The organism is Chryseobacterium sp. DZ-32, from assembly GCF_059587025.1.
In genome coordinates, this window is sequence record NZ_JCAIOM010000012.1 from 70,332 (window position 1) to 83,969 (window position 13,638).

Here is a 13,638-nt window from a genome sequence, read left to right on the forward strand (position 1 = left end):
CCGTTTATTTTTCAAAAAATGATTTTATCCAGCTGTCCGTATTGCTTTCAATAGATTGATAGGTTCCTTCCATATTGACCTTTCCATCTTTCAGTACAATAACCCGGTCACTGGTATACTTTGCACATAATAAATCATGGGTGATAATGATAGAAGTTGTATTGAACTTCTGCTTAATGCTGCGTATCAGTTCTATAATTTCTTTGGCAGTAATCGTATCCAGCCCTCCGGTTGGTTCGTCATAGATCATTATTTCAGGCTTGATGATCAGAGCTCTTGCGAGGCCTATTCTTTTGCGCATTCCTCCTGAAAGTTCCGATGGCATTTTGTCGATGGCTTCTTCAAGGCCAACATTGCTTAGCGCTTCTGTAATGGCTTGATATATTGTTTCTTCACTCAGATTTTTATTATGATGCTGTAAGGTGAATGCTAAATTTTGTCTCACCGTCATAGAATCATATAAAGCTCCGCTTTGAAACAGAAAACCAATTTTTTTCCTCACCTTGTTAAGCTCTTCTTCATTAAGGCTGGTTATTGCTTTTCCGCCAATATAGATTTCTCCTTCATCAATTTTGGTAAGACCTACAAGGCATTTTACCGTAACGGACTTTCCTGAACCTGATCTTCCTAATATCACCAGATTTTCTCCTTTTTTAACCTGAAAGCTGATCCCGTCCAATACCTTATTATTGCCATAAGATTTGCATACATTCTTAAACTCGATTAGCGGTCCGTTAATCTGAGGTAAGGTAAATTCAGCGTTAAGGTTTTCATATGTTTTCATTACAATTCAAAAAATAAATCCGCGATCTGTACTGCGAGCAAATCAATAATAAAAATCATCAGGGAAGCTGAAACTACGGCTGTGTTGGCAGCTTTTCCTACACTTTTTGTTCCTCCTTCAGCACTAAAACCATGATAACAGCCGATAATTCCGATAAAAAAACCGAAAAAAAATGTTTTCAGGGTTGCCGGAAGAAGATCGGCAAATTCCAGTGACTCAAAAACATGGGAAAAATAGTGACTGATACTATTATCTCCGTGAATATTGATTCCTATAAAACCTCCCAGAATTCCCACCAGATCGGCAAAAATTACCAGGACAGGGATCATTAATGTTGTGGCAAGGGTTCTTGTTACAACAAGATAACGGTAAGGATTAATGGCAGAAACCTCCATAGCATCAATCTGTTCGGTAACCTTCATAGATCCAAGCTCGGCACCTATTCCGGATGAAACTCTTCCTGCACAGATCAGAGCGGTAATAACCGGAGCAATTTCTCTTATTAATGAAAGGGAAACCATACCCGGTATCCAGGATTCAGCCCCAAATCTGGACATCGCCGGACGTGACTGAATGGTAAGTACCAGCCCCATGATAAAAGCAGTTACGGTTACCAGAGGTAATGACTGATATCCCACAACAAAACATTGTCTGGTAAACTCTTTATATTCAAAACCGGATTTCACCATTTCTCTGAAAAACCGGGCAGAAAAGGAGGCAATATTGCCTGCAATAGCAAAGCTTTTTGTAAGAAAAGATTTCACAATATTCTGTTTAATTTCTGATAACCGGAATCGTTTACTTATACATTGTATTCATAATCGACTTCCAGTTTGTTTTTTAAATGTTTAATACCAGGAGTTTTCCAGGCAATCCGGCCTGCTTCTTCCTTTTGCTGCCATGAATGGACAGTTCCTGTCAGGGTTACTGTTGTACCAGTTACAGAGACCGTTATTTCTCTTTCATCAACAGCACTTCTTTTCAATGCTTCTTCTACTTTATTTTTACTGACCGTATCATCAGTATCGGGATTGATGGTGATATTATTAAAGATACCTTTTATTCCGGGGAGGAATTGTACTGCATTTTCAGTAATCTCTCTCTGATAATCCCAGGGAAGCTCACCATCCAGATCTACCCATCCGTTTTCTACCTTAACCTTTATCTTATCCTGAGGAATAATAACATTGGAAGCAAAAGCACTGATGATTTCAGCACCAATTTCAGCATCCGTTTTTACCTTTGAATCCGGAAGTTTTACCTGGATGTTTTCGACCAGTACCCTTACTCCGGCTACATTTCTGGCTGCATTTTCTGCCTGTTTCTTTTTCGAAAAGCTATCAACAGTTCCGGTTAAAGATACAACCCCATCTGCTGCCGTAACTCCTATTTCTGCAGGGTGGAGCAGAGGTTCCCACTTGATGGCATCCTGTACATCTTGCTGTAATTGTTCGTTTGTTTTCATCTGTAGTCAATTTTATACTTCAAAGTTCAGGAAGACTTACAGTTAAAGGAATGATGGCAGTCATTCTGAAAAATGATGTTGATCATATGATGGTTGTGCATATAATTTTTAAGTTGATTTATCAAAACAGATGATTGCTATTCATATAAGAAAAATAGAGTACAGGATTATGTCATTTTTTTATGTGATAAGGGTCATTATTCATCAGGCAATGAATTTGGAACTTTACATTCATAAATTAAGGATTATGAAGACTTTATTGAATTGGATAACTGTTATTTTCAGTATTACATTTTTCCACGGACAAGATATAAGTGCTGCCAATCAAATAGCAATTGTACTCCGTGATAAAGCTGAACTTACGGAACTGCACTTTCCAAAATCTGTAAACCAGTTTTATCATCAACACGGGTTTGAATATGTCTGGATCAATCCTTCTGTAAAGAAGAGCCTGCTTCAGGATGCCATTCTTTTATTGAAAGATACCGGTAAAAGGGGATTGTCTTCCAAAGATTACCATGGACAGAGTCTTACCCCGGAAATTTTAAATATTGTTGCAGAGCAAACTCAATATACAGATACCAAAGAAAATGCTGTAACTGATATTTTAATGACAGATGCTCTTATTACTTATATCAATTACCTGCACTTTGGAAAATACAATCCTTTTTACAGTTCGTCTTTTATTGATGGTAATAATATAGAAGGTTTTAAGGCAGTAGAGATATTGCATCAGGCATTACAGAAAGATGATTTACAAAAAACAGTTCTGGATGTTCAGCCTGAAATTAAGGAATACGTTGATTTTCAGAATTATCTGAATGTGAATTATGGCGATGGTGTTAAAAGCCGGGAAGAAGAATTTAAAAAGATAGCTATCAATATGGAGCGTTTGCGCTGGATGGACGCAAGCAGAGATACTTATCTGTTGGTGAATATTCCTGCTTATTCCCTGGATTTCGTTCAGAAAGACAGGATACTCCATTATAAGGTGATTGTAGGAAAACCCTCTACGCCAAGTCCTGTTTTAAAGAGTACCGTTGATTATTTTACAACTGCTCCTGACTGGAAAGTTCCTCAAAATATATTCATAAAAGAAATGCTTCCTAAAATAGTAAAAAACAGCCGGTATCTCGAAGATCATCATTATTCACTGTATGACAGATCAGGAAAAGCAATACCTGCTACTTCTTCAAATTTGAAACAAATATATAAAAACCCGTATCAATACAGTATAAGGCAGTCTTCCGGCTGTGATAATGCGCTTGGAGCTGTCGTTTTCAGATTTTCAAACTCCTATGGGGTATACCTTCATGATACCTCTCAGAAACAATTATTTGAAAAGACGCAGCGGGCCTTAAGCCATGGATGCATCCGTGTAGAAAATGCAGGAGACCTGGCTGCCCAGCTGCTGAAATATGATGGAGCTGAAAAAGAGATCCCGCTTATGAAATCTTTTATGGATCGTTATGAAAGAAAAGATTTTGTTTTAAAACATCCGGTTCCTATCATGATTGCTTACCTTACCTGCCTTATCAAAAACGGAAAGCTGGTATTCTATAATGATATTTATAATCTTGATCCTATCCTGGAACGTAAACTTCAATTTTAATAACTAAAATAATGAGAACAATTGTAGTACCCACCGATTTTTCAGAGCCCGCCAGAGCTGCCGCAGAATATGCTCTTCACCTGGCACATACATTAAAAAGTAATATAGAGCTGTGTCATGCCTTCCATATTCCTGTAGAAGAGCCGATGCTCGGACAGACCGCTTGGACTTTATATGAATATCCTGTACTAAAGAAAGAATATGAGGATGAATTGAAGAAAGAGGTAAAAAGTATTGAATATAAAGAAAAGCATTTGTGGGGAGAGGATTCTTTTCCTTTTCATCCTTCCATCTATTATACATGCGAAACAGGAGATCCCATACGGCTGATCAACGATACAGCGGCTAGAAACAGAACATTACTGGTGGTAATGGGAATGAAAGGAGCAAGCAATCTTGCACGGTTTCTTCTCGGGAGCAACAGTATCAAAATGATTGAGCATACTGAATATCCATTACTTCTCATACCGGCAGGATATCAATATCAGGACCTGAAAAAGATTGCATTTGCTACAGATTTGAATATACAGGATATAAAAATATCACATGCGCTGATCAAATTTGCGAAGTATTTCAATGCTGAGCTGCTTATTACCCATATCACAGACACCGCTGTTGATCTTATAGATAATACATCCTATCAGCAGAAGAAAGATACTTTTTTTAGAGATCTGGAAGGAAAAATTTGTTATAACTATATTGAAAGCGAGAGCATTGATACAGGACTGAACATTTTAAAAGAGAAAAGCATCGATATGCTGGTTATGGGTCATCAGCAAAAAGGTTTTATAGGCAGGCTTATTGCCGGCAGTCATGCAGCCAGACAAGCTCACGATTTGCAGATTCCTTTATTGATTATTCCGGAAGGAGGACACATCTATTTTTAAACTCCGGAATATTGATAAAAATAATAATTAAAAAATATTTATTTGTTAACATATTAAAGTGTTTCATAGGAGATTGATTTAAAATACTTATCTTTAATAAGGGTAAGTATTTATTTTTTTATGGAAAGCACCAGACTCTTACAAGCAATTATTGAAACAGCAATAGACGGGATTATTACTATTGACAGTCAGGGTAAGATTGAAAATTTAAATCCCTCTGCGTTAAAGATATTTGGGTACAGAGAAGAAGAGTTAATTGGTAAAAATATTTCTGTATTAATGCCGGAACCCGATCACAGCAGACACGATGGTTATCTTCTGCGCTATCAGCAGACAGGAGAGAAAAAAATAATTGGTAAAGGCAGAGAAGTAAAAGGACTTAGAAAAGATGGTACCCAGTTTCCATTCAGGCTTGCTGTAAGCGAAGTCCAGCTCCAGGACAGGGTTATTTATACCGGGTTTATTCACGACCTGTCTAAAGAGAAAGAAGCTGAGGAATTCCTTAAAAAATACACCGGAGAACTTGAAGACCTGGTTGAAAAGAGAACAAAATCTCTTCAGGAGATGCTAAGTGCTTTGGAAAAAGCAAAAGAAGAAGCGAATCTTTCCCTTGAAAAAGAAAAGGAGCTTAACCGGATGAAAAGCCGCTTTGTATCTATGGCTTCGCATGAATTCCGTACCCCTTTAAGCTCTATGCAGCTTTCTGTCGTTCTTATTGAAAAATACCTTCAGCTTGCTGATCATTCTCAAATCCTGAAACATCTTCATAAAATAAAAAATGCAATTGCTGGTCTCAACGGGATTCTTAATGATTTTCTTTCCCTGGAAAAACTGGAAGCGGGTATGGTAACCCCGGCATATAATGAGTTTGATATTATAAAATTCTCAGAAGAACTTGTGGAAGAAATGCAGCTGATTACCAAAGACAATCAAATTATAATTTATCAGCATACCGGAGTAGAAAATCTTGTCAGTCTGGATCAGAATTTATTAAGAAACTGCCTCATGAATCTGATCAGTAATGCTATAAAGTATTCCGGGGAAAATACACTTATTGAGTTTTGTACGGAAATAAATAAAGAATATTACCTGATGACGGTAAAAGACAATGGAATAGGGATTCCTGAAGATGATCATGCAGGGCTCTTCCAGCCTTTTTTCAGGGCTCATAACATTGGTAATATTCCGGGAACCGGTCTGGGACTAAATATTGTTCTACGGTATGTTAATCTGATGAACGGGAATATAGATTTTAATAGCGAGCCTGGTAAAGGAACTCAGTTTACGTTGTCTTTTACAAGGAAATAAGTTCATTATGTATGGAAAAAACAAAAATATTGATCATTGAGGATCATGATGACATCCGGGAAAGCACATCCGAAATTCTGATGCTGGCCGGCTATGAGGTTTTGCAGGCAAAAAATGGCAGACAGGGAGTGGAGCTGGCCATCAGATATATCCCTGACATCATATTGTGTGATATTATGATGCCTGAACTCGATGGGTATGGAGTATTATATCTTTTAAGCAAAAGAGAAGAAACTTCACTGATTCCCTTTGTCTTTATTACAGCTAAAGCGGACAGGGCAGAAATACGCAGGGGAATAGAAATGGGGGCGGATGATTATCTGACAAAGCCGTTTGATGATATTGAACTTTTAAATGCTATTGAGAGCAGGCTTAAGAAAAGAGAGCATCAGAAAAAATTTTATAGCGCTAATGACGACCAGATGAACCATTTGTTCCGATCTGTAAGTGGTCTTGAAGAACTGAAAAAATCTTTTGATGTCCGCAAAATCAAAACTCTCAAAAAGAAACAGATTATATACACTGAAGGTGATACGGCAAATGCTGTGTACCTCATACTTTCCGGGTCGGTAAAAACTACAAAAATGACAGAGGAGGGAAAGGAGCTGATGACATGTGTATATTACCCTGACGAATATTTTGGAATTACCTCATTGTTTACAGGAAGAGAGTATAAAGAAACGGCCGAAGTACTTGAAGATGCTGCTTTATGTTCTATTCCCAGAGAAGAGCTGGATCAGCTGATCTGTAAATATCCTGATGTGGCAGAAAAGTTTATTAAAATTCTTGCACAAAATGTGGTCAATCATGAACAGCAGCTTTTACATCTCGCTTATTTTTCAGTAAGAAAAAGGATGGCAGAAATTCTCAGCAGATTATATCAGGTGCATTCGGAGACGGGAAATTTTGAAATTTCCAGGGAGAATCTCGCTTCTATGGCCGGTATGGCTATCGAGACAGTAAGCAGGATACTCGGAGACTTTAAAGAAGAAGGTCTTATTGACAGAAATGCAGGGAGAATTACAATTTTGGACATTAGCCGATTACAGAAAATGAAAAATTAAAATACAGATCATCTTTAATAATGATTTTGCACACGGCTGGCTTTTTTATTCTTCAATACATTTGATGAATGAACAGAAGCTATGAAAGTGATCGCATATAATATAAGTCAGATTGACAAAGAATTTCTTGCTTTAGCCAATCATAAAAGACATAAAATGACCATCATCAGCGTTCCGTTGGATGAGGCAACAGTATATTTTGCCCAGGCAAAGGATGTTGTTATCATTACCGGTGACGCCTGTTCTGTTTCGCCCTCTATTTTTGAAATTCTTATTTCATTAGGAGTCAGATATATTATAGCATGGCTTAAAGACCCTTTTAAAGATGATGTGCCCGGAATACGGAATGACAGTTTACGATGGACATTTATCAGAAATGCAGATCCGTCCGGTGCCTGGGAAGTTATCAATATTATCAATAGGTGGCAGAAGGATGATGACGATCACAATTAAGTACAATCACTGTCACGGTTTCTGAATACGTCTTATGGTACCTTTGATATCTAATCAAAAACGGTTATTATGAAAACTTTAGCCCAAAAACAATCTGCAGTAAAACTATTAACAGAAGAGTTCTGGAGTAAAAACGAAATTGTTAACCAGCCTGCTAAAATAGAACATTCAGTCAATATCATTGATAAAAACGGAAATTACAAGATACAGGTTAATGCTCCCGGCTTTAAGAAAGATGAATTTAAGATAAAGATAGAAAACGGCGTTTTGAACATTCAGGCTTATACATCAGATAAAAAAGAAGAAATTAAAAAAAATTATGTAAGAAAAGAATTTTTAACCTCTTCTCTTGCAAGAAGTTTCAGGCTTCCGGAAGGTATTGATATCAGTAATATCAAAGCCCACTATAAAAATGGCCGGCTGTACATTAAAATGGGTAAAGCCAATACCGTAAAACAGATGAATAAAAAAGTAAAGGTCCAGTAAATTATATCAAAATGAAAACGATTACTTTAAAATCACTTGGCGGTGCAGAAACAGTTACCGGATCGAAACATTTATTAAAAACTCCTGAACTTACTATTCTTATTGATTGTGGTCTGTTTCAGGGCGTAAAATACCTTAGAGAGCAAAACTGGATGCAGCTGGATACCGATGTTTCGGAAATAGATGCCATTATTCTTACCCATGCCCACCTTGATCATTGCGGATATATTCCGCTTATCGTAAAAAATGGGTTTAAAGGTAAAATTTACATGAGCGGCCCTACTAAGGAACTTACAAAATTGATATTACTTGACAGCGCCAAACTTCAGGAAGAAGATGCCGAAAAAGCCAACCGTCATCATTATACAAAACATCATCCGGCAAAACCTCTGTATACGGTAAATGATGCAGAAAGATCTTTCAAACAGTTTTTTGTGATTGATGAGAATAAGGAAATTAAGCTAAGCGAGCATATAAGCTGTATGTTTAAACCCTGTGGGCATATTATAGGAGCCTGTTCTGTGAGAATTACCTGCTTTGGGAAAATAATAGTTTTCTCAGGAGATATAGGAAGAAATCACAGCGCAGTTTTAGCTCCTCCCGATTTTTTTACACAGGCTGATTTTTTGGTTATGGAATCAACTTACGGAGACAGACTCCACGAAAATAAAGATTTATCTGATCAGTTGGAATATTGGATTAATAAGACTGTAAAAGACCGGGGAAATATAATTATTCCCTGTTTTGCAGTGGGGCGGGCACAGGAAATCATTTATATCCTTCAGGAACTTAAAAACAAGAATAAAATCCCGGTCAGTATTCCAGTGGTTCTGGATAGTCCTATGGCAGCTGCTGCTACCGAAATTATGGTAAGATACTCAGATTATACATTAGTTGAGAGGCAGCAATGGAATGATATTATGGAAAAGATTTGCATAACAAAAGATTATACTGAAACCCAGGAAATAATTGCAGAAAAGCAATCAAAAATTGTCATTGCAGGAAGTGGTATGATTACAGGCGGAAGAGTGCTTGAATATCTGAAACACTATATCGGCGACAGGAGAAATACAGTGCTGATCGTTGGATTTCAGGCTGAAGGTACGAGGGGCCGGGCATTGTTAAATCAATCTCATGAACTTAAAATGCACGGAAAATACTATGAGGTCAGAGCCCATATTGCAGAAATTACAGGGTTATCCGCTCATGCAGATCAGGCTGAATTATTGGAATGGATCAGAAAATATAAAATTCCTCCAAAGCAGGTCATGCTTGTCCATGGTGAGCTGTCTGCATTGGAAGCCCTCAGGGTAAAAATCCAGACGGAACTTCAGATCCCGGTTAAGATTCTTAAAAAAGATGAAGAAAGTATTTTAGCACAAGCGGAATAGGAAATTATTATTTTAAATGATAAACCGCATTGCCACTGAAATGGTGTCCATAAAGATAAAAGTGAACCACAATGAATTTTTCCAATTCTCCACAGTACGTTTCTTGCTGATAAAGTTCAGGTCTATATAATAATATAACAGAAAGCATAAAATAAGAGAGGCCTTTTTCCTTCAGGAACAAAACCTCTCTTTATTGTTGATATTTTTTAGGATTATTTAATGAGATATATCGGATATTCTTCTTTCAATTTCAATTTCAATTACAATAATTGTTTCGTGGATTGGTATTGCTTCCGCAGAAAAACTGATATTTACTTTGCAAATACTTCGGGGTAGGATTATCTGTGACTTCGAGTGGGGCCATTATCTGTCCGTTGTAGGACGGCATAGTAACCTGTGCCGTTGAACCATTACCTAAAGCAACATTCTTGGCATTGACATTTCCATTAAAGCTATAATCCATCATGGCATCCAGAAGACGGTATACCCCATAATAATCCAAGGCATCAAAAGCTTTCCGTGAACTTGGCATAGCATGATCAGTGATGTAATTGTATCCATTAATAGCAGACGATTTAAAATAAATAAAATCTTTTTCAGTTGTAGAAATATTAATGTTTTTAAATATATCAATTGCCATTCTGTGATCATTTACAGTATCTTCATCATAAACCTGGGTAATCATTTTGGTATTGGCTGGAAAATTCTGCAGTTGCTGTTGTGTGGTTAACGGGCTGTTCCAGTTAAAAGAATACCAGGGTGCCATGGTAAAAAGAAAGCGTGCATTTTGTCCCCATCCTCTTTCTGTAAATGCTTTATAGGCAAGATCTATGCTGGCCCCACCACCAAAAGAATGTCCCATAAAACCTACTTTCTGCGTATCTATGATGTTGGGATAATCTGTTGCAGCTTTTATAAATCCTTCCCAAAGTGTCTGGTAACGGTGATCAACACTTATATCTACGGTACGGTATGGTACAAATACCACAACATAGCCTTTCTTGGCAATAAAATGATACAGCTCTATATTGTAATCCTTTTCTTCACCACCAAACGGATGCGAAAAGAATATAGTGGGTCTGGGTGAAGTAATCCCATTTGGATAGAAAATGGAAACTTGTGTTCCTGCGTATTGCGGATTATTAAAATCAATTTCAGCAACTTCATAATTTCCATCTGAGCCATACCCTGATGCAGGTTTTTGTATAGGTCCCTGAAGACTGTTGGTGAGCTTGGATTGTTGAGAAGAGCCTTCCTCAGTATCGTTATTACTCTGAGAGCATGCCGAAGTGGTAATAAACATTATCATTACCCATGGATAAAATAGTTTTTTCATTGTTTTTTGTCTTTAATATTATGAATCATCTGATCTTTAGCTTCCAGATATTTTCTATATTGTCCTGCATCCAGAATGTGGCTTAGGGCATTAGATTTTTCATTCTGTAACGCTTTCATCTTTTTGAATTTAAAAAAATTACCCTCCTTACTTTGAATAATGGGATCATTCTTTTGGGCATACTGAAGGTTAAGAGCATATACCTGTTTAACTTGTATCGTGTTTAATGCAAGCTTCGTTCGCATCCATTCAGTCTGCATTTTTGCCCTCTGTTCAGGGGTAGCTTGTTTGAGGCTTTTACTTTGTGCAGATACTGTAAAGGGTATACATAATATAACTGCAGTAAACAGAAGCATTTTCTTTATTGTTTTTACATGCATATTTGATAAGTTTTAGTTTTTAATGAAACAAATGTAATAATGCAGGTAGATTTTATAAAGAAAAAAAAGGGTCAACCGACTAAATCCGGGGGTGAAATTGTTACTGATCTATCCATTTTCGAAAAGCTGGTGCTTTTGCTTTACTTATAAGTACTTGTTCCTCCGGAGCAGGATGTATTATAACGGATAACCTTCCATTGAAAAAATACTCAATAGAATCAATAGCCTTCTTATTAATTATAAACTGACGATTGGCACGGAAAAAAAGCTCCGGGTTCAGTTGCTGCTCAAGTTGTTCTAAAGTATATTCTACAATATATTTTTGTCCGTTCTCCAGCTGGGCATATACCATTTCATTGGAAGTTTGAAACCAATAAATTTTAGAAGCTTCAACAGGAATCAGCTTTCCGCAGTAATGGATAAGAAATGTTTTTTTATAACGACTCACAGAAGATTGTAGCTGTTGTAATAAGGCAAGTAGTTTTGATTGTTCCAGACCATTATCAGTAGCAGTCAGCGTTATATATTTCAGTAAAGAACGGTTGATTTCTTCTTTATCAAAAGGTTTTAAAATATAACCAATACCATTATTCCTGAAAGCTTCCAATGCATAACCATCATAAGCTGTCACAAAAATAACGGGTTTCAGGATAAGAATCTGCCGGAAAATTTCAAATGAGAGACCATCCGAGAGATGGATGTCCGAAAATATAAGATCATAGTGATCCTCGTTTGAAGAAAGCCACAGTACTGACTCCCGGACAGTTTGTAAAATGACTGTAATCTCAAAACCAGAATTGATTTCTTTTAAAATAAACTCAAGATCTCTTGCTGTGGCAGCCTCATCTTCAATAATTACGATGCGAAGTTGCTGGCTCATAATAAGGGTAGTTTTACAATAAAATATTCTTTTGTTGTATGAATTTCTATCTCATGTTGTATTTGCAGCTTGTATCTTTCACCCAGATTAATTAACCCAAGTCCAGTACCTTCCGTCTCATGAGGTAAAGGCTGAAGATTGTTTCGGACAACCAGACTGTTGTTTTCATTATAAATATCAATACACAAAGGTTGTGAAATTGTAGCAATATTATGCTTAACCGCATTTTCAACCAATGGCTGCAAGGATAAATGCGGAATCTCCCGCTGTAAAGTCTCCTGGCTTATGGCGATGTTGATTTGGAAACTATTTTCCAGACGCATGCTAAGCAGTTGGGTATAGGAAGAAAGATGCAGAAGTTCCTGATTGATAGTTACCAAATCATTACCCGTGTGTACCAATGTGTATCGGAAAACTTTAGACAGATGTACAATATAGGATTGTGCCTGTTGGGGATTTTCCCGGACAATGGCAGACAGACTGCTGAGGGTATTGAAAAGAAAATGAGGATTAAGCTGCTCCTGAAGCTGTCTGAGCTGGGCCTGAAGATAGGCTGTTTGCAGTTGCTCATTAATCTGGTCCTTATTTCTGCTCTCCCGCATCAGCAGAATTAGCCGGATGACTACAGCAATCATAATGGTACTGAGTAAAAACCTGGCAAAATATCCTCTGATCATAGTCCCCGGAAGATGCACTGTACCGAAAAATATATAATGGATAGTACTTCCGGCAATAAAAAAAACAGCAATAAGAAAAGTATTTGCCAGATAGAACCTGATCCATTGTTTGTTTTCTCTGAATATGCCAAAAAATCTGTTGCGGGAAAGATTAAAATAAAACAGCAGAAGACAAAATACGAAGTTGTAAAGAAACTGAAAACTATATTCCCAAATATTGAAGTGCCAGTAGCGGGCAATAATTCCATTCGTGTTAAGTGCCATGAGTTTAGCTGAATTGACTACTAAAGTAATCAATAGTGAACTGTAAAAATATATTTTTCCTTCGTTTTTAATCATTTATACAAAGAAAATAAATATTAAGTTTAATATGATGAAATAAAATGCTGAAACTGGAAAATTAAAGGATGAACTGACTGCTTTGCTTCAGAAATCTTTATTATGAGCTATAGAACCTGTTATTTAAAATCATTCTTAATGAAAAAAGTTGTAATTTTGATAGAGTGAAAAAGCTGATTTCCATACTGTTGTTAACATTGTATTTGGTTTCTACAACCGAACTTTATCAGCTTTTGAAAATGCCGTTGCTCATTGAGCATTACATTCAGCATAAAGACCTGAATCCTGAAATGTCATTTACTGCATTTCTGAAAACCCATTACGATCATCCTGTAAAAGACAGTGACCACGATCAGGACCAGAGATTACCTTTTGTTTCACATGCAAACCTGCTAGCTGTGGTTTTCACTATTAATTCTTCCTTAGATTTTCATTGTATAGAAAAGGTTTGTAATCCTATTGAAATAAAAAAGACCTTTTACAAAAACGCGCTTTATAACAAGGAAATTCTTAATTCTATCTGGCAGCCGCCAAGATTTTGTCAATCTTAATCTGTTTTCCCAGTCATTTTTTGAC

The 13,638-nt window shown here is 36.8% G+C and carries 15 protein-coding genes; 8 read left to right on the forward strand and 7 right to left on the reverse strand.

The features are described 5' to 3' along the window. Positions 1-4 precede the first annotated feature (4 nt). Genes AC59HC_RS14650 through AC59HC_RS14660 form a run of 3 tightly spaced genes read right to left on the reverse strand, consistent with a single transcriptional unit; the run spans position 5 to position 2,249 of the window. Complete coding sequence (locus AC59HC_RS14650) at positions 5-784, reverse strand: ABC transporter ATP-binding protein (RefSeq protein WP_496558888.1); 780 nt, start codon at positions 782-784, stop codon at positions 5-7. Further along, entirely contained in the window at positions 784-1,548 is a 765-nt protein-coding gene (locus AC59HC_RS14655; protein ID WP_137904014.1) for an MlaE family ABC transporter permease, read from the reverse strand. The genes AC59HC_RS14650 and AC59HC_RS14655 overlap by 1 nt, the downstream gene beginning before the upstream one ends. A gap of 38 nt (positions 1,549-1,586) precedes the next feature. Beyond that, entirely contained in the window at positions 1,587-2,249 is a 663-nt protein-coding gene (locus AC59HC_RS14660) for a BON domain-containing protein (protein WP_202842549.1), read from the reverse strand. Positions 2,250-2,496: 247 nt separating this feature from the next. Between AC59HC_RS14660 and AC59HC_RS14665 the strand changes: the two genes are divergently transcribed. The 7 genes from AC59HC_RS14665 (at position 2,497) to AC59HC_RS14695 (ending at position 9,450) form a co-directional block, all read left to right on the forward strand. After that, entirely contained in the window at positions 2,497-3,861 is a 1,365-nt protein-coding gene (locus tag AC59HC_RS14665) for a L,D-transpeptidase family protein (protein WP_496558889.1), read from the forward strand. Positions 3,862-3,872: 11 nt separating this feature from the next. Next, entirely contained in the window at positions 3,873-4,748 is an 876-nt protein-coding gene (locus AC59HC_RS14670) for a universal stress protein (RefSeq protein WP_330746234.1), read from the forward strand. A gap of 120 nt (positions 4,749-4,868) precedes the next feature. Next, positions 4,869-6,056, forward strand: coding sequence for a PAS domain-containing sensor histidine kinase (locus AC59HC_RS14675; RefSeq protein WP_330746235.1), 1,188 nt, complete (start codon positions 4,869-4,871; stop codon positions 6,054-6,056). 11 nt (positions 6,057-6,067) lie between these two features. After that, entirely contained in the window at positions 6,068-7,120 is a 1,053-nt protein-coding gene (locus tag AC59HC_RS14680) for a response regulator (RefSeq protein ID WP_496558890.1), read from the forward strand. 81 nt (positions 7,121-7,201) lie between these two features. Beyond that, a complete protein-coding gene (locus AC59HC_RS14685; protein WP_496558891.1) occupies positions 7,202-7,573 on the forward strand; it encodes a hypothetical protein in 372 nt (123 codons plus the stop codon). A 69-nt stretch (positions 7,574-7,642) separates the two neighbouring features. After that, positions 7,643-8,059 carry an Hsp20/alpha crystallin family protein gene (locus tag AC59HC_RS14690; protein ID WP_202842537.1) on the forward strand — a complete coding sequence of 139 codons (417 nt, stop codon included), beginning with the start codon at positions 7,643-7,645 and terminating at the stop codon, positions 8,057-8,059. 11 nt (positions 8,060-8,070) lie between these two features. Next, on the forward strand, positions 8,071-9,450 hold the full coding sequence (locus AC59HC_RS14695; protein ID WP_202842535.1) for an MBL fold metallo-hydrolase RNA specificity domain-containing protein: 1,380 nt from the start codon (positions 8,071-8,073) through the stop codon (positions 9,448-9,450). Between the two features lie 256 nt (positions 9,451-9,706). Here the strand turns inward: AC59HC_RS14695 and AC59HC_RS14700 are convergent, their stop codons facing one another. From AC59HC_RS14700 to AC59HC_RS14715, 4 genes are all read right to left on the reverse strand, one after another. After that, positions 9,707-10,786 (reverse strand): alpha/beta hydrolase, encoded by a 1,080-nt coding sequence (locus AC59HC_RS14700; RefSeq protein ID WP_429814885.1) that lies wholly within the window; start codon positions 10,784-10,786, stop codon positions 9,707-9,709. Beyond that, on the reverse strand, positions 10,783-11,166 hold the full coding sequence (locus AC59HC_RS14705) for a DUF4890 domain-containing protein (protein WP_343639966.1): 384 nt from the start codon (positions 11,164-11,166) through the stop codon (positions 10,783-10,785). The genes AC59HC_RS14700 and AC59HC_RS14705 overlap by 4 nt, the downstream gene beginning before the upstream one ends. Before the next feature lie 100 nt (positions 11,167-11,266). Beyond that, the gene (locus tag AC59HC_RS14710) at positions 11,267-12,046 is read right to left on the reverse strand and encodes a LytR/AlgR family response regulator transcription factor (protein WP_496558892.1); all 780 of its coding nucleotides are present in this window, start codon (positions 12,044-12,046) and stop codon (positions 11,267-11,269) included. Continuing rightward, a complete protein-coding gene (locus tag AC59HC_RS14715; RefSeq protein WP_395973415.1) occupies positions 12,043-12,987 on the reverse strand; it encodes a sensor histidine kinase in 945 nt (314 codons plus the stop codon). Before AC59HC_RS14715 ends, AC59HC_RS14710 begins: the two co-directional genes overlap by 4 nt. A 239-nt stretch (positions 12,988-13,226) precedes the next feature. Between AC59HC_RS14715 and AC59HC_RS14720 the strand changes: the two genes are divergently transcribed. Further along, a complete protein-coding gene (locus AC59HC_RS14720; RefSeq protein WP_202842525.1) occupies positions 13,227-13,613 on the forward strand; it encodes a hypothetical protein in 387 nt (128 codons plus the stop codon). The last annotated feature ends 25 nt before the right edge of the window (positions 13,614-13,638 follow it).